Raw genomic sequence first — 22,766 nt, forward strand, 5'->3', positions numbered from 1 at the left:
ATAAAAAATGCCCGCTTAAAGCGGGCATTCGATATTCTAGTCAAAGACCGGAATTAGAAGTCGTAACGTAGACCTAGAGCTAGCTCGTCTTCAGCATCGATCTTAGTTGCAACTGTTTTGCTCGTGTCAGTTGAACCAAACTTGTCACCTGCATCAATCAGGTTGAAGTTGTAAGAAATGTAACCACGGAAGTTAGGCTTGAAGTAGTAAGAAGCATCAACAGCGAAGTTGTTTGCAGAAGTTTCGTTGTTAGTTTCTGCATTGTTGTATGATGTTGTAAATACTGTTTGGCCTAGAGTGTAAGCACCCGCTAGCTCGTAACCAGTGTAATCAACTGTGTTACTGTTGTTTGAATCTTCCATTTTCTCGCCGTCAGTGAATACACCAGCGAAGTAAAGATCAGACATTGTGTAAGATGCAGCTAGCATGTACTCGTTAGCTTTGTCTTGATCTGCGTAACCAGCACCTAGCTCAAGACCAGTGTCAGCTAGAGCGTAGATTGCAGATAGAGAGTAACCGTCTTGTTTGTTGTCGTAGTACTCACCAGTGTTTTTGTTTTCCATACGATCAGCGAAGCGGTAGCTTGCTTTTACGCTTAGGTTTTCAAACTGGCCTTTGTAAGCCATCATGTTGTCTGTACGGTCTGATACAGCTAGTTTGTCTGCTGCAGAGTTACCGTGGTAAGCCATGATATCTGTGAAGTCAGTGATAACGCCTAGTGCACCTTCAGTTTTACCGTATGCGAACTCACCGTAAGCACCGCCAAGACCAGCGTAAGCAAGACGAGTTTCTAGATCGCTCTTGTCGTCGCCGTCTACAGTACCGTTTTGAGCAGTCTCAAATTCACCTTCCCAGAAACCAACACCGTATAGGTTGTCATTGATTTCTTGTTTACCAAGGAAGTTTAGACGGATGCGAGATTTGTCTTGAGCGTCGCCATCTTTCATAGATAGACGTGCTTCAGCACGGCCGCCCATTTCTAGAGAAGTACCGTCTTGGTTGTAAAGTTCAGCTGCGTTTACGCCAGTTGCCATAGCTGCTGCAGATACAGAAAGAGCAATTAGAGTCTTTTTCATCTTATTTGTCCTAGTTAGCTGTCCATAATCATTGTTGTATGGGGGAGAGGTGATCTCTCACAAGTTGTTGGTCCAAAATTGGCTAATTGAGCGATATAGTTCGCACTTGTAAGCCATTGATCTAACAACTCGCTGGACATGTTTTACTGCTAAAGTTTCCGTATGAGTTAGTAAAATGATATAAATCCCACTGATGAACACTGTTCAATTGTGCGTTGTTTTTATTTAAATTACTGTTTTTTATTGAAATTATTGGCAATGACATTGGCCTGACATTGATTAGTTTTTATCTTTTTTGAGGTTTTTGGTGTAATGAACAGTGTTGTTTTTCAATAAATTGAGAAGGTGATTCGCCCTAGAACCGCTCTAAAAGTGAGTTATATCATTATGCCGAAAAGGCATAGTCTTGCTGTCTTTCGAATTAAGATGATTTCGTCCGGGAGTTTGTTTACACTAAACGAAATACATCTTTAAGCGCACTACCCAGTCCTATGACAGGGTGGGCTTTTTTTTGTCCAAAGACCCATTTGGGCTTGAGGTTATAAAATGGAAAAAGTTCCAATGACACTACGTGGCGAGCAAAAGCTACGTGCAGAACTCGATCGTCTACTTAAACTACGTCCTCAGATCTCAGAGGCAATTGCTGAAGCTCGTGAGCTAGGTGATTTAAAAGAGAATGCTGAATATCACGCCGCTCGTGAAGAGCAGGGCATTTGTGAAGCACAAATCCGTGACATTGAATACAAACTGTCAGTTGCTCAAGTTATTGATGTAACGAAGATGGAGAACACGGGTAAAGTTATTTTTGGTTCAACCGTAACCTTGATTGATATCGACACCGAAGAAGAAAAAACGTACCAAATCGTTGGTGATGACGAAGCCGATATCAAAGCAGGTCGCATTTCAGTGAGCTCACCTATTGCTCGTGGCCTGATTGGCAAGATGGAAGGCGATGAAGTTGCTATTCAAACTCCGGGTGGCGCGAAAGACTTCGAAATTGACCGAGTAGAATATATCTAGGTCGTTTGGAGTAGCATTACTGCCCTGATAAAACGCAAAAAGGTCGCCTCAGGCGACCTTTTTTCTTCAGCAACGTAAGTAGAGTTACTTACGAGGGATTTCGATTTTACGCTCTTCAGACTGGCGGTATAGCACTAGCACTTTACCAATAGTCTGAACTTTTTCAGCGCCCGTCTCACGTACGATAGCGTCGATGATTAGCTGTTTTGTTTCACGATCTTCCGAAGCAACTTTTACTTTGATAAGTTCGTGATGGTTAAGAGCGATTTCAATTTCTGCTAGCACGGCTTCTGTAAGTCCATTTGCGCCCATTAGCACAACAGGTTTTAAACTGTGAGCTAGGCCTTTAAGGTGCTGCTTTTGTTTGGTGCTTAGGTTCATTACGCGGCCAATTTTCTTTAAAATAAGGGTTGAAAAAAGCTATTTTAACGCCATCTATTGCTGAAGACTATAATTTATTGAGTAATAGGTAGCGCCTATTAAAACAATAGCTCCAATTTGTGCCTTGTTGGGATTAAAATGAGTAAACAAAAACATTCGGCTAGTTCTGGTCGTTGGTTGAAAGAACACTTTGATGATAAATACGCGAATGAAGCCCGAAAAAAAGGCTACCGCTCACGTGCTTATTTCAAGATCGATGAGATTCAAACGAAAGATAAATTGTTAAAGCCTGGAATGACAGTCGTCGACTTGGGGGCTGCGCCGGGCGGATGGTCTCAATATGCTGCTAAGATAGTAGGGGACAGTGGTCAGATCATCGCGTGTGACTTGCTTCCTATGGACCCGATTGCTGGCGTTAGCTTTTTACAAGGCGACTTTCGTGATGATGCAGTATTGGAGGCTTTGCTAGAAAGGATCCAACCTTCCATGGTAGACGTAGTAATGTCTGATATGGCGCCTAACATCGCGGGAAACAATTCTGTTGATCAACCTCGCGCTATGTATTTAGTTGAATTAGCTTTAGATATGTGTCGACAAGTTCTAGCGCCTAATGGTAGCTTTGTCGTAAAGGTTTTCCAAGGGGAAGGCTTCGATCAGTATGTGAAAGAAGTCCGAGACATGTTTAAAGCCGTAAAAATTAGAAAACCAGACTCATCGCGAGCTCGCTCTCGAGAGGTCTTCGTCGTAGCCACTGGTTACAAAGGTTAACCATTTTGCTCTCTTGAGAGCGTGTTAACACTATAGCTACAGTTAATGAACTGTAGTACCCTACCTTTAATTACAATTAGTTATCGAGAGGCTTACACCTTGAGTGACATGGCAAAAAATTTAATTCTGTGGCTTGTTATCGCCGTCGTATTGATGTCGGTATTCCAGAGCTTTGGCCCTGGAGAAAGCAATGGCAGAACCGTGGATTACACCACGTTTGTACAGGAAGTTGGCCAAGGCCAGATTCAAGAAGCAACTTTTAAAGACGGTGAAATTAGCTTTGTTCGTCGTGGCGGCGGTGCCAAAATGGTCACTTACATGCCAGTGTATGACCAAAAGCTTCTAGATGACCTAATTAACCAAAACGTGAAAGTACAAGGCACGCCTCCAGAAGAGCAAAGCTTGCTTGGTACTATCTTCATCTCTTGGTTCCCAATGATCTTACTAATTGGTGTATGGATTTTCTTCATGCGTCAAATGCAAGGCGGCGGTGGTAAAGGCGCCATGTCTTTTGGTAAGAGCAAAGCTCGAATGATGAGCGAAGAACAAATCAAGACAACTTTTGCTGACGTTGCAGGTTGTGACGAAGCAAAAGAAGACGTGAAAGAGCTGGTGGACTACCTACGCGATCCAAGCCGCTTCCAAAAGCTGGGCGGTAAGATTCCAACGGGTGTTCTAATGGTTGGTCCTCCTGGTACGGGTAAAACGCTTCTAGCGAAAGCCATTGCCGGTGAGGCGAAAGTACCATTCTTTACTATCTCTGGTTCTGATTTCGTAGAAATGTTCGTTGGTGTTGGTGCATCTCGTGTGCGTGACATGTTTGAACAAGCAAAGAAAGCCGCACCTTGTATCATCTTTATCGATGAGATCGATGCGGTAGGTCGTCAACGTGGCGCAGGTGTTGGTGGTGGTCATGATGAACGTGAACAAACACTAAACCAAATGCTCGTTGAGATGGATGGTTTCGAAGGTAACGAAGGTATTATCGTTATCGCTGCGACTAACCGTCCGGATGTGCTGGACCCTGCGTTACTGCGTCCTGGTCGTTTTGACCGCCAAGTGGTAGTTGGTCTTCCAGATGTACGTGGCCGTGAACAGATCCTAAAAGTTCACATGCGTAAGGTCCCTCTAGCGGGTGATGTAGAGCCTTCTCTCATCGCACGTGGTACTCCAGGCTTCTCTGGTGCTGACCTAGCAAACTTAGTTAACGAAGCAGCCCTGTTTGCTGCGCGCGGTAACAAGCGCAACGTTTCTATGGTTGAGTTTGAACTGGCGAAAGACAAAATCATGATGGGTGCTGAGCGCCGTTCAATGGTGATGTCTGAGGAAGTGAAAGAGTCAACCGCATACCACGAAGCGGGTCACGCGATTGTTGGTCGCTTGGTTCCTGAACACGATCCAGTGTACAAAGTGTCTATCATTCCACGTGGTCGTGCGTTGGGTGTAACAATGTACCTTCCAGAGCAGGACCGCGTGAGTATGTCTCGCCAACACCTAGAATCAATGATTTCTAGCTTGTACGGTGGTCGTTTAGCAGAAGAACTTATCTACGGTGCTGACAAAGTATCAACCGGTGCTTCTAATGATATCGAGCGCGCAACAGATATTGCTCGTAAGATGGTTACTCAATGGGGTTTCTCTGAAAAGCTTGGCCCTCTGCTGTATGCAGAAGATGAAGGCGAAGTGTTCTTAGGGCGTAGTGTAACTCAGACTAAACATGTGTCTGACGATACAGCGAAGTTGATTGATGACGAAGTTCGTCAGATCATTGACCGCAACTACGATCGTGCGAAGAAGATTCTTCAAGAGAACATGGATATCATGCATGCGATGAAAGATGCGCTGATGAAGTATGAAACCATTGATGCTCGCCAGATTGATGACTTAATGGAGCGCAAAGCTGAAATTCGTGAGCCTGCGGGCTGGAGTGATAACTCAGCAAGCAAACCAGAAGACAGCGACAAGCCTCAAGCAAAGCAAGAAGTTAAAGAAGAAGCAACGGAGACTGCGAAAGATGCAGAACAGCCTAGCTCTTCTGAAACAACTTCTAACGAAGCGCCTGAAAAGAAAGACTCTGAATAAAGAGTATCGATAATATTAAACCCCGAGTTATCTCGGGGTTTTTGTGTTTATGATGATGATTACAGCAAATAACAAATCTTTGGACCTTTCGCGTCCACATGTCATGGCCATTCTAAATGTGACACCGGATTCCTTTTCGGATGGCGGTAAATACAACTCAATTGAACTTGCTCTTGCTCAAGTTGATAAAATGATAAAGGCTGGTGTAAGTATTGTTGATGTTGGTGGTGAATCGACAAGACCTGGTGCACCGGATGTGTCTTTGGAAGAAGAGCTTAGGCGTGTTGTCCCAGTAATCAAAGCCATTCGTGAAAAGTATGATGTGTGGATTTCCGTTGACACCAGTAAAGCAGAAGTGATGCGTCAAGCAATTGATGCTGGGGCTGATTTGATCAATGACATCCGCTCGCTGCAAGAGCCTGGTGCTCTGGAAGTCGCAGCAGAAGCAAACCTTCCAATTTGTCTGATGCATATGAACGGTCAACCTAGGACCATGCAAGTTGACCCTCATTATGATGATTTAATGGGGGACGTGTCGGCTTTTCTAGAAGAACGTATCGCGGCGTGTGAAGCTGCAGGGATTGATAAATCTCAACTGATTCTCGATCCTGGGTTTGGCTTTGGCAAAACAATCGAACACAATTATCATATGCTTGCTCATCTTGAAAAGTTTCATGAATTCGGCCTGCCTATTTTGGCTGGCATGTCTCGTAAATCCATGATCTTCAAACTGTTAGACAAGCCAGCGGCAGAGTGTACGAACGCAAGTGTTGTTTGTGCTACGATTGCCGCGATGAAAGGCGCGCAGATCATTCGCGTGCATGACTTTGAAGAGACAATCGAAGCAATGAAAGTTGTTGAGATGACGAAAAACAATATTTAAAAATAATAAAGGAAAGTTTATGTCGAATGAAAGACGTTACTTTGGTACTGACGGTGTGCGCGGTAAAGTAGGACAATACCCAATCACTCCAGACTTCGTACTTAAGCTTGGCTGGGCTGCTGGTCGTGTACTAGCGAAACAAGGCACAAAGAAAGTTATCATAGGTAAAGATACACGTATTTCAGGTTATATGCTTGAATCTGCACTAGAGGCAGGCCTTGCAGCTGCGGGACTTAAAGCAACATTTACTGGTCCCATGCCAACTCCAGCTGTGGCCTATTTAACTCAGACTTTCCGTGCCGAGGCTGGTATTGTGATTTCTGCATCACATAACCCATATTACGACAACGGCATTAAATTCTTTTCTTCTGAGGGTACTAAGCTACCTGACGATATTGAATTGGCGATTGAAGCAGAGTTAGATAAAGAAATTGAATGTGTGGAGTCTGCTGAGCTTGGTAAAGCAACCCGCCTAAATGATGCAGCTGGTCGTTACATCGAATTCTGTAAGAGTACTTTCCCATCTGAGTTGAGCCTTGCGAACTTTAAGATCGTAGTAGACTGTGCGCACGGTGCAACGTACCACATCGCTCCAAATGTCTTCAAAGAACTTGGGGCAGAAGTTATCGCTATGGGCGTAGAGCCTAACGGCATCAACATTAATGAAAAAGTGGGCGCAACAGACGTACGAGCTCTTCAACAGCGTGTTGTTGAAGAGCAAGCGCATCTTGGTCTCGCGTTTGATGGTGATGGTGACCGTATCATTATGGTCGATCACTTGGGTAACAAAGTTGATGGTGACCAAATTGCTTATATCATCGCTCGTGATGCACTTCGTCGTGGTGAGCTAAAGGGTGGTGTTGTTGGTACACTAATGACTAACTTGGGTATGGAAAATGGTTTAAAGCAGCTAGGCATTCCGTTTGTACGTGCTGCTGTTGGTGACCGTTATGTCATGGAGCAACTGCTAGAAAAAGGTTGGAAAATTGGTGCTGAAAACTCAGGCCATGTGATCTTATTAGATAAAGTCACAACCGGCGATGCGATTGTTGCTGCACTTCAAGTACTTGCTTCTGTAATTGGCAGCGATATGTCTTTATATGAACTATCGCAAGGAATGACACTATATCCTCAGGTTTTAGAAAATGTCCGTTTCTCAGGAGAAAGTAACCCTCTTGAAGCTACAGCTGTATTAAATGCTGTCGCTGAAGTAGAGGCGACACTTGGTGATAAAGGGCGTGTATTGCTGCGTAAGTCTGGCACTGAGCCTTTGATCCGCGTTATGGTGGAAGGAGAAGATGGTGAACTAGTTCAACACTCAGCATTGAAAATCGCTGAGGCTGTTAAAGCAAGTTGTTAATCATTGCGTTAAAGCATGTCTTGAATGAAAAGGGCGTCTTTTGCCCTTTTTTTGAGCGCTTAACGCATTGGCATTGATTTTTTACTAATTTTCCCTTGTCAGCGTTACTGGCTTTCGCTAGTATTGCTCCGCCTCCCGTTAGGAGGTCGCTAGCCTTGTTCGTTATGATTTATTCTTTTGAACGGCGCTGGCTCAACAATTTGGAACATAGGTGGAAAAAATGTTTTCAGTTCTACTTGTGATTTACCTGTTGGCAGCGCTTGGTGTGATTGGCCTTGTGTTGATTCAACAAGGTAAAGGCGCAGATATGGGAGCCTCGTTCGGTGCTGGTGCTTCAAACACAGTGTTTGGTGCTGGCGGCTCAGGTAATTTCTTAACCCGAACAACTGCTATTTTAGCAACCGTATTCTTTATCGTTAGCTTGTTACTTGGTCGTATGTCTACGCACCAGACTGAATCACAATGGGTAGACCCAACGTTAGGTCAACCAGTTGTTGAACAAGTTAAGGATGCAGCGAGTGAAGTTCCTGCCCCTGCGGGTGATGAAATTCCTCAATAAGCTGTAAGGTTTTGATGCCGAGATGGTGAAATTGGTAGACACGCTAGCATGAGGTGCTAGTGCCTTAGGTGTGAGGGTTCGAGTCCCTCTCTCGGCACCATGTATTTACAAACTTGTAAATCACTTGTTTGCGAGTATAATGCTCAGCAAGTCGGACGCGGGGTGGAGCAGCTTGGTAGCTCGTCGGGCTCATAACCCGAAGGTCGTCGGTTCAAATCCGGCCCCCGCAACCAATCTCTTTCTTTAAAAGGAAATCGTAGATTGGCAAGTTTGCGTAGTGCTAACCACACTACGAGTTAAGAAAAGCAATTGTTGGCTATTCTTAACGTATCAGGGTCCAGCAGCATAAAACCCCGACTATCGGGGTTTTTTGTTATCTGAGCTTTTTGAAATAGCTCAGATACTGCTTGGTTTTTTGATTGGGCTCTGAGCCCTTTTTTTGTTTCTGGAGTGGTTAAATGACTGGTTTAGAAAGACAACTTACTGAAATGCTTGACGCGCCAGTAGCGGCATCAGGTTATGAGTTAGTTGGATTAGAATTCATTCGTGCAGGCGCGCACTCAACGTTACGTATCTACATTGACCATGAAAATGGTATTAACGTAGACGACTGTGCAGAAGTTAGCCACCAAGTTAGTGCAGTTTTAGACGTTGAAGATCCAATTTCTGTTGCTTACAGCCTAGAAGTGTCTTCTCCAGGTTTAGAAAGACCACTTTTTAAAGCAGCACATTACGAGCAATTTATTGGTCACGAGGTCAGCATCGTATTGAAAATGGCTGTAGCAAACCGTCGTAAGTGGAAAGGTATTATCCACGGTGTTGATGGCGAAACAGTGACAATTACTGTAGACGGTCAGCAAGAAGAGTTTGCTCTAAGTAACATTTCCAAAGCTAACCTGATCCCTAAATTTTAGTTCCCTAAAAAAGTTTAAGCTTAGAGGCTAAATACAATGAGTAAAGAAATTTTAGCGGTAGCAGAAGCGGTATCGAACGAAAAAGCGGTACCTCGTGAGCGTATCTTTGAGGCTCTTGAGATTGCTCTAGCAACTTCTACAAAGAAAAAATACGAAATCGAAATCGACGTACGTGTTGCCATTGACCGTAAAACCGGTGAATTTGTAACTTACCGCCGTTGGTTAGTTGTTGATGACGTTGAGAACCCTACAAAAGAGATCTCACTAGAAGCAGCGCAATACGAAGATGACTCAATCGAGCTTGGCGACTACGTAGAAGACGAAATCGAATCAGTAACGTTTGACCGTATTACGACTCAAACTGCTAAGCAAGTTATCGTTCAAAAAGTTCGTGAAGCTGAGCGCGCACAAATCGTTGAACAGTTCATCGACAATGAGGGTGATCTAATCACTGGTGTCGTGAAAAAAGTAAACCGTGACACAATCGTGCTTGATCTTGGTAATAACGCTGAAGCGGTAATCCTGCGTGATGACCAACTTCCTCGTGAAAACTTCCGTCCAGGCGACCGCGTACGTGGCCTTCTTTACAAAGTCGCGCCTGAAGCACGTGGTTTCCAATTGTTCATCACTCGTTCTAAGCCAGAAATGTTGGCAGAACTGTTCCGTGTTGAAGTGCCTGAAATCGCAGAAGATATTATCGAGCTGAAAGGCGCAGCACGTGATCCTGGTTCTCGTGCTAAGATCGCTGTCAAAACAAATGACAAACGTATCGACCCTGTAGGTGCGTGTGTTGGTATGCGTGGTGCACGTGTACAGGCTGTTTCTGGCGAACTTGGTGGTGAGCGTATCGATATCGTTCTTTGGGATGATAACCCAGCTCAATTCGTTATCAACGCAATGGCGCCAGCTGATGTTGCTTCTATCATCGTTGATGAGGATGCACACTCAATGGACATCGCAGTTGAAGCTGACAACCTAGCGCAAGCTATTGGTCGTAACGGTCAAAACGTGCGTCTAGCATCTCAACTAACCGGTTGGGAACTGAATGTTATGACAGTTGCTGATCTTCAGAAGAAACACGCTGAAGAATCACAAGCATCTATTGAAAACTTCATGAAGTACCTAGATATTGAAGAAGACTTCGCTCAACTTCTTGTTGAAGAAGGTTTCTCAACGCTAGAAGAAATCGCATACGTGCCAGTTAACGAGCTACTAGAAATCGATGGTTTGAATGAAGAACTAATCGAAGAGCTTCGTGGACGTGCAAAAGATGCACTAACGACGATCGCACTAGCACAAGAAGAGTCTTTTGAAGGTCTAGAACCAGCTGAGGACCTACTTGCACTTGAAGGTCTTGAGCGTGAGATGGCATTTAAATTGGCAGCGAAAGGTGTAGCGACACTGGAAGATCTTGCTGACCAAGGTATTGACGATTTAGAAGGTATCGAAGGCCTGACCGAAGAACGTGCAGGTGAGCTAATTATGGCCGCACGTAACATCTGTTGGTTCGGCGAAGAAGCATAATTTTCGGCAAGGAGGAAGCGGCATGACACAATTAACAGTTAAAGCACTGAGTGATGAGATTGGTACGCCAGTCGACCGCTTGATTGAACAACTTGCTGACGCTGGCATTAAAAAGGCGAGCTCTGACAATGTTACTGATGAAGAGAAGCAGAAGCTTCTCTCTCATTTAAAGAAAGAACACGGTGATAAATCAGGTGATTCAGAGCCGACTCGCCTTACGCTTCAGCGTAAAACTCGTAGTACACTTAGTGTGAACGCGGGTGGTGGTAAGAGTAAGAATGTTCAGGTTGAGGTGCGCAAAAAACGTACATACGTGAAGCGCAGCACAATTGAAGATGAAGCGAAACGTGAAGCTGAAGAAGCAGCACAACGTGAAGCAGAAGAAGCAGCAAAACGTGCAGCAGAAGAAGCTGCAAAACGTGAAGCTGAAGAAGCTGCAAAACGTGAAGCTGAAGAAGCTGCAAAACGTGAAGCGGAAGAAAAAGCGAAACGTGAAGCTGAAGAAAAAGCGAAGCGAGACGTAGATACGAATGCACAACGTAATGCTGAAGAAAAAGCAAAGCGTGATGCTGAAGAGAAAATTAAGCAAGAAGCAGCGCGAAAAGAGGCCGACGAGCTTAAACGTCGTCAGGAAGAAGAAGCTAAGCGTAAGGCTGAAGAGGAAAGTCAGCGCAAGCTTGAAGAAGCTCGCGAATTGGCTGAAAAGAATAAAGAGCGTTGGTCTGCTGCAGAAGAGAAAAAGGGTGATATGGAAGATACAGATTACCATGTAACGACTTCACAATACGCACGTGAAGCCGAAGATGAAGCAGATCGCAAAGTAGAAGGCGGTCGTCGTAAGAAGAAAAAAGCAGCTTCGGGTAAAGACGACCAAGCTCGCGGTGGCCGTAACAACCAACGTGGCGGTAGAGGTCGTAAGGGCAAACTTGCTAAGCCGACTTCAATGCAGCACGGGTTTGATAAGTCAGCAACGGTTGCTAAGCAAGACGTTGTAATTGGCGAAACGATCGTTCTATCAGAACTTGCTAACAAGATGTCGGTTAAAGCGACAGAAGTTATCAAAGTAATGATGAAGATGGGCGCTATGGCGACTATCAACCAAGTGATCGACCAAGAAACAGCACAACTTGTTGCTGAAGAAATGGGCCATAAAGTAGTTCTTCGTAAAGAGAACGAACTGGAAGAAGCGGTACTATCTGACCGTGACACTAACGCGGAAGCAGTTCCACGTGCTCCAGTTGTTACTATCATGGGTCACGTTGACCACGGTAAAACGTCAACACTTGACTACATCCGTCGCACACACGTTGCTTCTGGCGAAGCGGGTGGTATTACTCAGCACATTGGTGCGTACCACGTTGAAACAGACAACGGCATGATCACGTTCCTTGATACTCCTGGACACGCAGCGTTTACTGCAATGCGTGCTCGTGGTGCTCAAGCGACAGATATCGTTGTTCTTGTAGTTGCAGCAGACGATGGCGTAATGCCACAAACAGTAGAAGCGATTCAGCACGCGAAAGCGGCAGGCGTTCCTCTAATTGTTGCTGTGAACAAGATCGATAAAGAAGACGCGAACCCAGATAACGTTAAGAACGAGCTTGCTCAATACGACGTTATTCCTGAAGAGTGGGGCGGTGAGAACATGTTCGTTCACATCTCTGCTAAACAGGGTACAAACATCGATGGTCTTCTAGAAGCAATCCTTCTTCAGTCTGAAGTTCTTGAACTTACAGCTGTAGCTGAAGGCATGGCATCTGGTGTTGTTGTTGAATCTCGCCTAGATAAAGGTCGTGGTCCAGTTGCAACAGTACTTGTTCAATCAGGTACACTAAACAAAGGCGACATCGTTCTTTGTGGTCAAGAATACGGCCGTGTTCGTGCAATGCGTGATGAGCTAGGTAAAGAAATTACTTCGGCTGGCCCATCTATCCCTGTAGAGATCCTAGGTCTTTCAGGTGTACCATCTTCAGGTGATGAAGCAACAGTAGTTCGTGACGAGCGTAAAGCGCGTGAAGTAGCTAACTACCGTGCTGGTAAGTTCCGTGAAGTGAAACTTGCTCGTCAGCAGAAATCTAAACTAGAGAACATGTTCTCTAACATGACTGCAGGTGAAGTTGCTGAACTTAACGTTGTACTTAAAGCAGACGTTCAAGGTTCTGTAGAAGCAATCGCAGACTCACTAGTTAAGCTATCTACAGACGAAGTTAAAGTGAACATCGTTGGTTCTGGTGTTGGTGGTATTACGGAAACTGACGTAGTACTAGCGGAAGCTTCAAACGCAATCATCCTTGGCTTTAACGTTCGTGCAGATGCTTCTGCTCGTCGTGCTGTTGAAGCCGCAGCTGTTGACTTACGTTACTACTCAATCATTTACCAATTGATTGACGAAGTGAAACAAGCAATGGGCGGTATGCTTGCTCCAGAATTCAAGCAAGAGATCATTGGTCTTGCTGAAGTTCGTGACGTGTTTAAGTCACCGAAACTGGGCGCTATCGCTGGTTGTATGGTTACAGAAGGTGTGATCAAGCGTAACAACCCAATCCGTGTACTACGTGATAACGTTGTTATTTACGAAGGTGAACTAGAGTCACTACGTCGTTTCAAAGATGACGTTCAAGAAGTTAAGAATGGCTACGAATGTGGTATCGGCGTTAAGAACTACAATGATGTTCGCGTTGGTGACCAAATCGAAGTCTTCGAAATCGTTGAAATTAAACGTACTCTAGACTAATTGACTAAAATTACTAATATTGTCTTTGAAAGATAAGTAGTAATTGGTTGTTGAATACACCATGGGGGGCTGGCTTTGACCAACCCCCCATTCTTTCTATATAAGAGTAAAGATATGTCAAAAGAATTTAGCCGCACGCAGCGCGTTGCACAGCAGCTGCAAAAAGAACTAGCGATGATCCTTCAACGTGAAGTTCGTGACTCTCGCCTTGGCATGGTGACGATCTCAGACGTAGAAGTCTCTCGTGACCTAGCTTACGCAAAAGTATTTGTGACCTTCCTGTGTGTGGGTGAGCAAACACCTGAATCATGTCTAGCAGCGCTACGTGAGCACGAAGTGCACATTCGCATGATGTTAGGTAAGCGTATTCGTCTACGTTTAACGCCAGAAATCCGCTTCCACTATGACAATACGCTTGTTGAAGGTATGCGTATGTCTAACCTAGTGTCTGAAGTCGTTAGTTCAGACAAACAAAAGCAAAAAGATTCTGGTCGTGAGGACGAAGAATAATGGCTCGTCGTCGTAAAGGTCGTCCAATTAATGGCGTTATACTGTTGGACAAACCAACAGGTATCTCTTCCAATGATGCACTGCAAAAAGTAAAGCGAATCTACTTTGCTGAGAAAGCAGGCCACACTGGAGCCTTGGACCCATTAGCGACAGGCATGCTGCCAATTTGCTTGGGTGAAGCGACAAAATTTTCTCAGTTTCTTCTTGATTCTGATAAACGCTACCGTGTGATCGCAAAGCTGGGTGAACGTACCAATACGTCTGACTCGGATGGTGAAGTTGTAGAGACGCGTCCAGTCGATGTTACGTTAGACAAGCTAGAAGCGTGCATCGATCAGTTCCGTGGTGAATCTGATCAAGTGCCTTCCATGTTCTCTGCGTTGAAGTATCAAGGTAAACCCTTGTATGAATACGCTCGTAAAGGCATCGAAGTTCCGCGTGAATCTCGTAAGATCACGGTATATGAGATTGTTCTTCACCGTTTTGAAGGCGATGAAGTAGAGATGGAAGTGCACTGCTCTAAAGGTACCTATATTCGTACTATCGTTGATGATCTGGGCGAAATGTTAGGTTGTGGTGCGCACGTAACTATGCTTCGTCGTACTGGTGTTGCTAAATACCCTTACGAGAATATGGTAACACTTGAGCAACTAAATGAGTTGCTAGAGCAAGCTCACCGCGAGGAACGAGCGCCTCGAGAGCTACTGGACCCACTGCTTTTGCCAATGGATACAGCGGTAGAAGACTTACCAGAAGTCAACTTGGTGCCTGAACTGGCGAATATGGTCCAACATGGGCAGCCCGTTCAAGTATTTGGTGCTCCGACTGAGGGCTCACTTCGCCTTACTATGGGTGAAGAACGCTTGTTTATTGGCGTTGGCGAAATGAACGAAGATGGCAAAATCGCTCCTAAGCGATTGGTCGTGTTCCGAGATGACGTTGCATCCAAGTAAATGATTGAAAATACCGACCTGAGTGTCGGTATTTTTATATTGCACGAGATAGGAAATTTCCCTATAATCCGCGCTTCGCGTAGCGGCTGAATCAGAGATTGGCTGCTACAACTTTAAACCTACTCTTATTAGGAGAGAATTATGTCTCTGAATGCAGAAACTAAAGCAGCAATCGTTGCAGAATACGCACAAGGCGAAGGCGACACTGGTTCACCAGAAGTTCAAGTAGCTCTACTTACAGCTTCTATCAACCACCTACAAGGTCACTTCAAAGCGCACAAAGGCGATCACCACAGCCGTCGTGGTCTTCTACGCATGGTTTCTCGTCGTCGTAAGCTTCTAGATTACCTAAAAGGTAAAAACCTAGCTCGCTACCAAGACCTAATCAAACGTCTAGGCCTACGTCGCTAATCAGCGACTGCATAGCAGTTTGTCTAAAAAGGGGCTTTATGCCCCTTTTTTGTTGCCTAAATTTAGCCAAATTAGACTTATGCCGTTATAATACTGGCGGCTAAACCTTGTAAGAGGTTTTCTCAAAAGCTCATAGCATTACAGTCAACCACGTCGACCAAAAGGTCGCGACTATTCAAAAGGAATTTCCGAGTTTCTTTTTACTAGTCGCGATTCGTAATGCCTTGAGTGTCAATTAACACATCTAAGATTTCTTTAAGCACTAAAGGAAGATTAGAAACAAGGAATAACAATGTTCGAAAAACCAGTTGTTAAAACGTTCCAGTACGGCAACCACACAGTTACTTTAGAAACTGGCGTTATTGCACGTCAAGCTACAGCAGCAGTTATGGTCACAATGGATGATACGTCTGTATTCGTATCTGTTGTAGGTAAAAAAGAAGCCGTTGCAGGTCAAGACTTCTTCCCACTAACGGTTAACTACCAAGAGCGTACTTACGCTGCGGGTAAAATCCCAGGCGGCTTCTTCAAACGTGAAGGTCGTCCTTCTGAAGGCGAAACGCTAACAGCTCGTCTAATCGACCGTCCAATCCGTCCGCTATTCCCAGACGCGTTTAAAAACGAAGTTCAGGTTATCGCGACAGTAATGTCTGTAAACCCAGATGTTCAGCCAGATATCGTTACAATGATCGGTACTTCTGCTGCTCTTGCTATCTCTGGCATTCCATTCAACGGCCCTATCGGTGCGGCGCGTGTTGGTCATATCGATGGTCAGCTTGTACTTAACCCTAGCCAAACTGAACTAGAAACTTCTAAGCTTGACCTTGTTGTTGCAGGTACAGAGTCAGCAGTACTGATGGTTGAGTCAGAAGCGGACAACCTAACTGAAGAAGAAATGCTAGCGGCGGTTGTTTATGGTCATGACCAACAACAAGTTGCTATTCAAGCTATCAACGAATTCAAAGCAGAAGTTGCAACTCCTGCTTGGGATTGGGTTGCTCCTGAAGAGAACACAGCGCTTAAAAATAAGATTGCTGATCTAGCAGAAGCTAAACTTGTTGAAGCTTACCAAATTACTGAGAAAATGGCTCGTTACGACCGCATCCATGAGATCGCTGCGGAAGTAAATGAAGTTCTTCTTGCTGAAGATCCTGAAGCAGATACAAAAGAAATCCACACTATCTTCCATGATCTAGAGAAGACAGTAGTACGTAGCCGTATTATTGCAGGTAACCCTCGTATCGATGGCCGTGAAAAAGACATGGTTCGTGCACTAGATGTACGTACTGGTGTTCTTCCTCGTACTCACGGTAGCGCGCTATTCACTCGTGGTGAAACTCAGGCGATCGTTACGGCAACGCTAGGTACTCAGCGTGATGCTCAAATCATCGATGAGCTAACTGGTGAGCGTAAAGATCACTTCCTACTGCACTACAACTTCCCTCCATACTGTGTAGGTGAAACTGGTTTTGTAGGTTCTCCTAAGCGTCGTGAAATCGGCCACGGTAAACTGGCGAAGCGTGGTATTGCTGCAGTAATGCCTTCTGTTGATGAGTTCCCATACACAGTACGTGTTGTATCGGAAATCACTGAATCTAACGGTTCATCTTCAATGGCTTCAGTATGTGGTACTTCTCTTGCGCTTATGGACGCAGGTGTACCAATCAAAGCATCTGTTGCTGGTATCGCAATGGGTCTTGTTAAAGAAGGTGACGATTTCGTTGTACTTTCTGACATCCTTGGCGATGAAGACCATCTAGGTGACATGGACTTTAAAGTAGCAGGTACTAACACTGGTATCACTGCACTTCAAATGGACATCAAGATCGAAGGCATCACTAAAGAAATCATGCAAATTGCGCTTAACCAAGCTCAAGGCGCACGTAAGCACATCCTATCTGTAATGGATGAAGCTATCTCTGGTGCTCGTGAAGACATCTCTGAATTTGCTCCGCGTATTCACACGATGAAGATCAGCGCTGAGAAGATCAAAGACGTTATCGGTAAAGGTGGTGCAGTTATCCGTGCTCTAACAGAAGAGACTGGTACAACTATCGAAATCGAAGACGACGGTACTATCAAGATTGCGGCAACTGAAGGCACTGCTGCGAAAGAAGCTATCCGCCGTATCGAAGAGATCACTGCTGAAGTGGAAGTGGGCCGTATCTACACAGGTAAAGTTGCACGTCTAGCTGACTTCGGTGCATTCGTAACGGTTCTTCCAGGCAAAGATGGTCTTGTACACATTTCTCAAATCGCAGAAAAACGCGTAGAGAAAGTGTCTGACTACCTAGCTGAAGGTCAAGAAGTTCAAGTTAAAGTTCTTGAAATCGACCGCCAAGGCCGTGTACGTCTAAGCATGAAAGAAGCGGTAGAAAAGCCAGCTGAAGAAGCTGCTGCTGAAGCACCGGCTGCTAAAGACGAGTAAGACAAAATGAGACTTTCAGCCTTTTATTAGATTAAGGGCCTGAAAGCATGTTATAAAAGGGGAGCATTTTCGCTCCCCTTTTTTGGTTTGTTTCGATGTATTAACCTCAAACGAGGTTATCGCCTATATTGCATTAAGAGAAACAAATCTTGAGCGGTCCAAACAGGAGTATCAATTAGTGAAATGGTTTCAAACCGCAATTTTATGTGTTGCTATCGCGCTGACCGGTTGTGCAAATACTTCTCAACAATCAGCACAAAAGTGGTTATATCCACCGATGGCGGTGCCACTTCAGCCTAGTGTTCAACAAGAAGTACAAATCGCGCGTCTCTCGCAGTTGCTACAACGTCCCGACCTTAGTGATGAAGTGCGCGCTAAAATGCATTATGAGCGCGGTAGCTACTACGACAGCGTTGGTTTGCGTGATCTTGCCCGTTTGGACTTTAACCAGTCTTTGCAGTTGAATCCTGCTCAGCCGGACATCTTCAATCTTTTGGGAGTATACTTTACCCAAGTAGGAGAGTTTGATGCGGCATATGAAGCGTTTGACTCGACCATAGAGTTGGCTCCTGATAATACCTATGCTGAGCGCAACCGTGCGATTGCACTGTATTATGGTGGCCGAATCGATCTCGCTTTAGAAGATATGACCAAGCATTATCAAGAAATGCCAACGGATCCTTTTCGTTCATTATGGCTGTACATCATCGAAGCTGAGCAAAATCCAGAGCAAGCAAAAGCCAATCTTCAACAGCGTTATTTACGAGATCGTAGTGAAGAGTGGGGATGGGTTCTTGTTGCCATCATGCTACGAGACGTCTCGGACGAAGACGCGCTTAAAGCAATTATGGATGGAACGAGAGAGAACTATCGCCTAGCTGAACGATTGACGGAAACGTATTTCTACCTTGGAAAGCGTAATCAGCTTGAAGGTGATATCGCAAGTGCCATCTCACTTTATAAGCTCGCGATTTCGTTCAACGTTTACGATTATGTTGAGCATCGCTATTCTTTCTTGGAGTTGGCGCAAATTTACGATCAATTACAGCAAGATAGATTGGCCAAGTTAAAGGCTGCCAAGAAGCTGGAAATTGAATGATTTAGAGCCGCTCGATGAGAGCGGCTTTTTTTATGATTGAACTTGATGAGTGACTCATTTAAAATAGTTAGTCTTGCTAACTAAGTGGTGGTGGCTTTTATGGCATTAGAAGAAAGCTTGATTGATTTAGAGCGTTTTTGCGCCAAAGCTTGGCGTGTCTATGCCAAAGAAGATCCATTATCACATCTAAGCTTTAATGAGTTCGATTATTTACGTGTGATTCAGGTTTACCCTGAGGGTGTGCGAATAACCGATCTTGCAGAAGAGCTGCAAGTGACTAAGCCTTCCGCATCGACAATGGTTGTGCGTTTGGAAAAAAAGGGTTTGGTGAAACGCATCGCATGTAATGAGGATGCTCGTGCTAAGCGTGTGTTGCTTACGGAAGAAGTCGCAGAAAAAATGTCTTTGGAGCAGGTAGTGTACAAAGATATCTCTGACCAAATGATGCAACAATTAAATCAGCAAGAAGCTGAACAGTTACAAGCTTTATTGAATAAAGCATTGAGTAATAAGTCATTTTAAACTAAAGCAAAGGCCTCAGCTGTATGGTTTAGTTTTTGTTGTTTCATCTTTTTTTATTTAATTTAACCATTTAGTTAGCCTTGCTAATTAAATGGTTAGCTTTGCTAACTACTGGTGACAGTCATGCAAAACTCAATTTATAGACAGTTTTGGAAATATACGATTCCAACCGTCGCAGCAATGCTCGTGAACGGTTTGTATCAAATAGTTGATGGCATTTTTATTGGCCGTTATGTTGGCGCTGACGGATTAGCTGGGATCAATGTTGCGTGGCCTATTATCGGTTCGATCCTCGGTATAGGAATGATGATTGGGGTGGGGACTGGCGCGCTGACTTCGATCAAGCAAGGAGAGAACGATCATGAAGGCGCTAAGCGAATCCTAACGACCGGATTGACGTTGTTAGCGGCATTGATGCCGATCGTTGCTACAATATTGTTCTTGTTCTCGGATGAATTTATTCGCTGGCAAGGTGCGGAAGGGCGAGTGTTTGAACTTGCGCTGCAATATTTGCATATTCTGATTGTCGCGTGCGTATTCACGTTGGGTTCTATCGCAGTTCCGTTTTTATTACGCAATGACGACAGCCCGAACTTAGCAACGATTTTGATGGTCATCGGTGCCGTTATTAACATTGTATTAGACTACGTATTTATTGCTTGGTTGGAGTGGGAGTTAACCGGAGCCGCTATTGCCACTGCACTTGCACAATTAGTGGTCACTGTGCTCGGTATTGGTTACTTCTTTACTTCAAAAGCAACATTACGCCTTCGTATCCGCGACTTCAAAGTTCAGGTTGATGCTGCACCAAAGATTATCATGATAGGTACATCAAGTTTCTTTATGTACGCCTACGGCTCTGTGATGGTGGCACTGCACAACGCGTTATTTGCTCAATACGGAAGTGCAATGTTGATCGGAGCGTACGCGATTTTGGGGTACATCGTGACGGTTTACTATCTGATAGCCGAAGGAATTGCGAATGGTATGCAGCCTTTAGTGAGCTTCAACCACGGTGCACGTAATCAGGATAACATTAGAAAGTTATTAAAGGTCGCGATGGGGACATCTGTGCTTGGCGGGGTGGCGTTCGTTGTTTTGATGAACCTTTTCCCGTACGAACTGGTTTCGGTGTTTAATAATGCAGACCAACAGTTGATTGATAGCACGGTGATCGGGATTCGTTTACACATGTTTGCGTTGTTCTTAGATGGTTTTTTAGTTGTGGCGGCCGCGTACTATCAATCAGTAAACAAAGGCAGCAAAGCCATGTTTGTAACACTAGGCAACATGCTGGTCCAGTTGCCATTCTTATTCATTATGCCGAAACTTTTCGGCGTGACAGGCATTTGGTTAGCTTTCCCATTGTCTAACATTGCATTGAGTTTGGTCGTGATCAGTATGTTGTGGCGAGATGTGAAAAAGCTGCTTAATGAGAGTTCTGTCGAACCAAGGGTGCAAGCCTGCTAACAAAAGCTAACAGATAAAAGCGAGGCTAGGCCTCGCTTTTATCTTTAAGGATTAAATGGTTTTTACTTCTAAGCCCGCTAGTTGATGCCAATAGCCATTGCATTGGCGGCTTTCGAGCTTTTCAGGATTATCGCCGTATTCGTTTGAGCGAAAACGCTCTAACTCTGAAAAAGTGTCGATACCAAGAGGGCTTAACCGGACCACATCAACCAGCCCTTTCATACTTGGTAAGTCATTGATGAGGTTGTAGCAATACCCTGACTGTGTTTGAATGCCGTTAAGGTTAAAGACTTCTTGCCCTTCTTGGCTGCTGACCTGGATACCCGTAGGGTATTTGATACAGCAGGTTTCGCAATCGTCTTTCGCTCGGTTTTCAGCTCGGGCTGTGAAACAGCGAGCGGAATACGCTAAAGGCAAATAACCGTGGCTAAATACCTCAACTTCAAACTTGTTACGAATACCAAGCTCGTCACACTGAACTAAAGTATCGTTTAACCATTCGCGAGAGAGTTCGACAGGCATGCACCAACGCATCATACCTTGCTTCAAAAATAAGTTGAGCGTGTGTGCGTTATAAGTATTGATTGCAGGGCCAACGACGAAAGGCACTTTATGCTCTGATGCCAATTGAACAGCAGATACGTCATTTGCTTCAATCGCGAAGTCACCGTTGTCGATGTACTTCCTCATTATGTTTACTTCACTCGGAGCTTCTAGTAGTGCCATTGTTGATAGCACCACTTGCTTGCCAGATGCAGACAGCTCTTTTGCGATTTCAAGCCAATGCGAAGGCTTCATTTCTCGACGTTTTGAACATACGGTTTCCCCAAGATAGATGATGTCCGCGGAGCTTGATTTCGCTTGTTCATAAAACGCTTCGATGTCTTGTTTTGGCCAGAAGTACAACAGCGGGCCAAGCGCGTATTTCATTGAATTATCCATCTTAACCTCTACTGCCATTTGCGGTGATAAGCACCAAGTGTGGTCTGCGTACCTTCAGACACGTTTGCCAATGCGGCATCCCAAGCCGCTTCGACTTGGTAAGCTTCTGGGTTTGCTTGGTAACGGTCAATCGCGGCTCGCCATGTTCGAGTGACTTGTTCTACGTAAGCAGGGCTACGTTGGCGACCTTCAATTTTTACAGACGCCACATTTGCAGCAAATAGTTCTGGCAGCATAGAGAGGGTGTTCAAACTGGTTGGTTCTTCCAGTGCGTGGTAGCGTTTTTTCTCGCCTTCGATTTCTGCTTCGAAACGACCTTTACACAAGGTAGGGTAGCCCGCATTTTCACCGGCGCTGTAGCGATCGATCAAAATGTCGTTAAGGCGGGATTCCAGACCATTTTCTGTTTCTTGCCAGCGAACGTACTTAGCTGGAGAGCATGCTCCCACAGTGTTTGGAGACTCGCCTGTCATGTATGACGATAGGTAGCAGCGACCTTCAGACATGATGCAAAGGCTACCAAAAGCAAAGACTTCTAACTCGACATCGCTAGTGATGTTGCGTGAGAGCTGTTTGACCTGATGAATCGATAAAACGCGGGGTAGCACTACCCGTTTTACGTTGAAGTTTTGTTTGTAAAAATCAATGGCTGCGACGTTGGTCGCTGATGCTTGCACTGAAAGGTGTAGTTCCAGATGGGGATATTTGCGAGCCGCGTACTCCAGCACTGCAATGTCTGCAACAATCAGCGCGTCTACACCCAGTGCCGCTGCATTGTCTACTGCGTTCGTCCAGCGCTCGAAGCCATTGGGATGAGCGAAGGTATTCAACGCGACATGAATTTTTTTATTGCGGTCATGAACGTATTGCACCGCTTTTTCTAATTTCTTGCCGTTAAAGTTGAGGCCAGCAAAGTGACGGGCGTTGGTATCATCTTTGAAACCAATGTAGACGGCATCGGCACCGCAATCAATCGCAGTTTTTAACGCAGGCAGGTTACCCGCGGGACACAAGAGTTCCATATGCTCACAATCATTGAGAATAAAAAGGTGTCCGCATTTTATGAAGAATTATGAATAGCGAAATTGACCTAAGTTAGGTTTAGCTCAATAAAGTCGATATTTACCCCT

General features: G+C 44.8%; 20 protein-coding genes and 2 tRNA genes. 18 read left to right on the forward strand and 4 right to left on the reverse strand.

The window, feature by feature from the left end; genetic code table 11:
* Positions 1 to 53: 53 nt before the first annotated feature.
* Entirely contained in the window at positions 54 to 1,076 is a 1,023-nt protein-coding gene (locus tag R7R78_RS12035) for a porin (RefSeq protein WP_005380064.1), read from the reverse strand.
* Between the two features lie 546 nt (positions 1,077 to 1,622).
* Here R7R78_RS12035 and greA point away from each other — a divergent pair.
* Entirely contained in the window at positions 1,623 to 2,096 is a 474-nt protein-coding gene (gene greA / locus R7R78_RS12040; protein ID WP_005380065.1) for a transcription elongation factor GreA, read from the forward strand.
* 84 nt (positions 2,097 to 2,180) lie between these two features.
* Here the strand turns inward: greA and yhbY are convergent, their stop codons facing one another.
* Positions 2,181 to 2,477: a ribosome assembly RNA-binding protein YhbY gene (gene yhbY / locus R7R78_RS12045; protein WP_005380066.1), complete on the reverse strand. Its 297-nt coding sequence runs from the start codon at positions 2,475 to 2,477 to the stop codon at positions 2,181 to 2,183.
* A 138-nt stretch (positions 2,478 to 2,615) separates the two neighbouring features.
* Here yhbY and rlmE point away from each other — a divergent pair, with 138 nt between their 5' ends.
* From rlmE to R7R78_RS12130, 17 genes are all read left to right on the forward strand, one after another.
* The gene (gene rlmE / locus R7R78_RS12050; protein ID WP_005388985.1) at positions 2,616 to 3,245 is read left to right on the forward strand and encodes a 23S rRNA (uridine(2552)-2'-O)-methyltransferase RlmE; all 630 of its coding nucleotides are present in this window, start codon (positions 2,616 to 2,618) and stop codon (positions 3,243 to 3,245) included.
* 108 nt (positions 3,246 to 3,353) lie between these two features.
* The gene (gene ftsH / locus R7R78_RS12055; RefSeq protein ID WP_017635895.1) at positions 3,354 to 5,327 is read left to right on the forward strand and encodes an ATP-dependent zinc metalloprotease FtsH; all 1,974 of its coding nucleotides are present in this window, start codon (positions 3,354 to 3,356) and stop codon (positions 5,325 to 5,327) included.
* A gap of 52 nt (positions 5,328 to 5,379) precedes the next feature.
* Positions 5,380 to 6,210 (forward strand): dihydropteroate synthase, encoded by an 831-nt coding sequence (folP, locus tag R7R78_RS12060; RefSeq protein WP_225473690.1) that lies wholly within the window; start codon positions 5,380 to 5,382, stop codon positions 6,208 to 6,210.
* 19 nt (positions 6,211 to 6,229) lie between these two features.
* Positions 6,230 to 7,570, forward strand: a complete 1,341-nt coding sequence (glmM, locus tag R7R78_RS12065) for a phosphoglucosamine mutase (RefSeq protein WP_005388992.1) — start codon at positions 6,230 to 6,232, stop codon at positions 7,568 to 7,570.
* Between the two features lie 220 nt (positions 7,571 to 7,790).
* Complete coding sequence (secG, locus tag R7R78_RS12070; RefSeq protein ID WP_005380080.1) at positions 7,791 to 8,129, forward strand: preprotein translocase subunit SecG; 339 nt, start codon at positions 7,791 to 7,793, stop codon at positions 8,127 to 8,129.
* Positions 8,130 to 8,145: 16 nt separating this feature from the next.
* Positions 8,146 to 8,229, forward strand: a tRNA-Leu gene (locus R7R78_RS12075).
* A 56-nt stretch (positions 8,230 to 8,285) separates the two neighbouring features.
* Positions 8,286 to 8,362: transfer RNA gene (locus tag R7R78_RS12080), tRNA-Met, on the forward strand.
* Positions 8,363 to 8,587: 225 nt separating this feature from the next.
* On the forward strand, positions 8,588 to 9,043 hold the full coding sequence (gene rimP, locus R7R78_RS12085; RefSeq protein WP_005386424.1) for a ribosome maturation factor RimP: 456 nt from the start codon (positions 8,588 to 8,590) through the stop codon (positions 9,041 to 9,043).
* Positions 9,044 to 9,079: 36 nt separating this feature from the next.
* Entirely contained in the window at positions 9,080 to 10,567 is a 1,488-nt protein-coding gene (gene nusA / locus R7R78_RS12090; RefSeq protein WP_005380084.1) for a transcription termination factor NusA, read from the forward strand.
* Positions 10,568 to 10,589: 22 nt separating this feature from the next.
* The gene (gene infB, locus R7R78_RS12095; protein WP_005380086.1) at positions 10,590 to 13,301 is read left to right on the forward strand and encodes a translation initiation factor IF-2; all 2,712 of its coding nucleotides are present in this window, start codon (positions 10,590 to 10,592) and stop codon (positions 13,299 to 13,301) included.
* Positions 13,302 to 13,415: 114 nt separating this feature from the next.
* The gene (gene rbfA, locus R7R78_RS12100) at positions 13,416 to 13,811 is read left to right on the forward strand and encodes a 30S ribosome-binding factor RbfA (protein WP_005380087.1); all 396 of its coding nucleotides are present in this window, start codon (positions 13,416 to 13,418) and stop codon (positions 13,809 to 13,811) included.
* Entirely contained in the window at positions 13,811 to 14,764 is a 954-nt protein-coding gene (gene truB / locus R7R78_RS12105; RefSeq protein WP_005380088.1) for a tRNA pseudouridine(55) synthase TruB, read from the forward strand. The genes rbfA and truB overlap by 1 nt, the downstream gene beginning before the upstream one ends.
* Positions 14,765 to 14,905: 141 nt before the next feature.
* Positions 14,906 to 15,175: a 30S ribosomal protein S15 gene (rpsO, locus tag R7R78_RS12110; RefSeq protein ID WP_005380094.1), complete on the forward strand. Its 270-nt coding sequence runs from the start codon at positions 14,906 to 14,908 to the stop codon at positions 15,173 to 15,175.
* Between the two features lie 292 nt (positions 15,176 to 15,467).
* Positions 15,468 to 17,603 carry a polyribonucleotide nucleotidyltransferase gene (pnp, locus tag R7R78_RS12115; RefSeq protein ID WP_005380098.1) on the forward strand — a complete coding sequence of 712 codons (2,136 nt, stop codon included), beginning with the start codon at positions 15,468 to 15,470 and terminating at the stop codon, positions 17,601 to 17,603.
* A gap of 178 nt (positions 17,604 to 17,781) precedes the next feature.
* Positions 17,782 to 18,702 (forward strand): lipoprotein NlpI, encoded by a 921-nt coding sequence (gene nlpI / locus R7R78_RS12120; protein WP_005380101.1) that lies wholly within the window; start codon positions 17,782 to 17,784, stop codon positions 18,700 to 18,702.
* Positions 18,703 to 18,801: 99 nt separating this feature from the next.
* Positions 18,802 to 19,224, forward strand: coding sequence for a MarR family winged helix-turn-helix transcriptional regulator (locus R7R78_RS12125; protein WP_005380103.1), 423 nt, complete (start codon positions 18,802 to 18,804; stop codon positions 19,222 to 19,224).
* Positions 19,225 to 19,347: 123 nt separating this feature from the next.
* A complete protein-coding gene (locus R7R78_RS12130; RefSeq protein WP_225473660.1) occupies positions 19,348 to 20,694 on the forward strand; it encodes an MATE family efflux transporter in 1,347 nt (448 codons plus the stop codon).
* A gap of 51 nt (positions 20,695 to 20,745) precedes the next feature.
* On the opposite strand, the gene R7R78_RS12135 is transcribed toward R7R78_RS12130, so the two are convergent.
* The gene (locus R7R78_RS12135) at positions 20,746 to 21,624 is read right to left on the reverse strand and encodes a U32 family peptidase (RefSeq protein ID WP_064354271.1); all 879 of its coding nucleotides are present in this window, start codon (positions 21,622 to 21,624) and stop codon (positions 20,746 to 20,748) included.
* Positions 21,625 to 21,644: 20 nt separating this feature from the next.
* Complete coding sequence (locus R7R78_RS12140; protein WP_064376538.1) at positions 21,645 to 22,658, reverse strand: ubiquinone anaerobic biosynthesis protein UbiU; 1,014 nt, start codon at positions 22,656 to 22,658, stop codon at positions 21,645 to 21,647.
* Positions 22,659 to 22,766: the final 108 nt, after the last annotated feature.

Source organism: Vibrio sp. 2134-1, assembly GCF_033339495.1.

Coding starts and splice junctions, on each gene's coding strand:
- rbfA (WP_005380087.1), top strand. CDS start 13,416: ATGTCAAAAGAATTTAGCCGCACGCAGCGCGTTGCACAGCAGCTGCAA.
- ftsH (WP_017635895.1), top strand. CDS start 3,354: ATGGCAAAAAATTTAATTCTGTGGCTTGTTATCGCCGTCGTATTGATG.
- R7R78_RS12135 (WP_064354271.1), bottom strand. CDS start 21,624: ATGAAATACGCGCTTGGCCCGCTGTTGTACTTCTGGCCAAAACAAGAC.
- R7R78_RS12140 (WP_064376538.1), bottom strand. CDS start 22,658: ATGGAACTCTTGTGTCCCGCGGGTAACCTGCCTGCGTTAAAAACTGCG.
- R7R78_RS12125 (WP_005380103.1), top strand. CDS start 18,802: ATGGCATTAGAAGAAAGCTTGATTGATTTAGAGCGTTTTTGCGCCAAA.
- rpsO (WP_005380094.1), top strand. CDS start 14,906: ATGTCTCTGAATGCAGAAACTAAAGCAGCAATCGTTGCAGAATACGCA.
- folP (WP_225473690.1), top strand. CDS start 5,380: ATGATGATTACAGCAAATAACAAATCTTTGGACCTTTCGCGTCCACAT.
- greA (WP_005380065.1), top strand. CDS start 1,623: ATGGAAAAAGTTCCAATGACACTACGTGGCGAGCAAAAGCTACGTGCA.
- glmM (WP_005388992.1), top strand. CDS start 6,230: ATGTCGAATGAAAGACGTTACTTTGGTACTGACGGTGTGCGCGGTAAA.
- yhbY (WP_005380066.1), bottom strand. CDS start 2,477: ATGAACCTAAGCACCAAACAAAAGCAGCACCTTAAAGGCCTAGCTCAC.
- rlmE (WP_005388985.1), top strand. CDS start 2,616: ATGAGTAAACAAAAACATTCGGCTAGTTCTGGTCGTTGGTTGAAAGAA.
- rimP (WP_005386424.1), top strand. CDS start 8,588: ATGACTGGTTTAGAAAGACAACTTACTGAAATGCTTGACGCGCCAGTA.
- secG (WP_005380080.1), top strand. CDS start 7,791: ATGTTTTCAGTTCTACTTGTGATTTACCTGTTGGCAGCGCTTGGTGTG.
- truB (WP_005380088.1), top strand. CDS start 13,811: ATGGCTCGTCGTCGTAAAGGTCGTCCAATTAATGGCGTTATACTGTTG.
- R7R78_RS12130 (WP_225473660.1), top strand. CDS start 19,348: ATGCAAAACTCAATTTATAGACAGTTTTGGAAATATACGATTCCAACC.
- nusA (WP_005380084.1), top strand. CDS start 9,080: ATGAGTAAAGAAATTTTAGCGGTAGCAGAAGCGGTATCGAACGAAAAA.
- infB (WP_005380086.1), top strand. CDS start 10,590: ATGACACAATTAACAGTTAAAGCACTGAGTGATGAGATTGGTACGCCA.
- R7R78_RS12035 (WP_005380064.1), bottom strand. CDS start 1,076: ATGAAAAAGACTCTAATTGCTCTTTCTGTATCTGCAGCAGCTATGGCA.
- pnp (WP_005380098.1), top strand. CDS start 15,468: ATGTTCGAAAAACCAGTTGTTAAAACGTTCCAGTACGGCAACCACACA.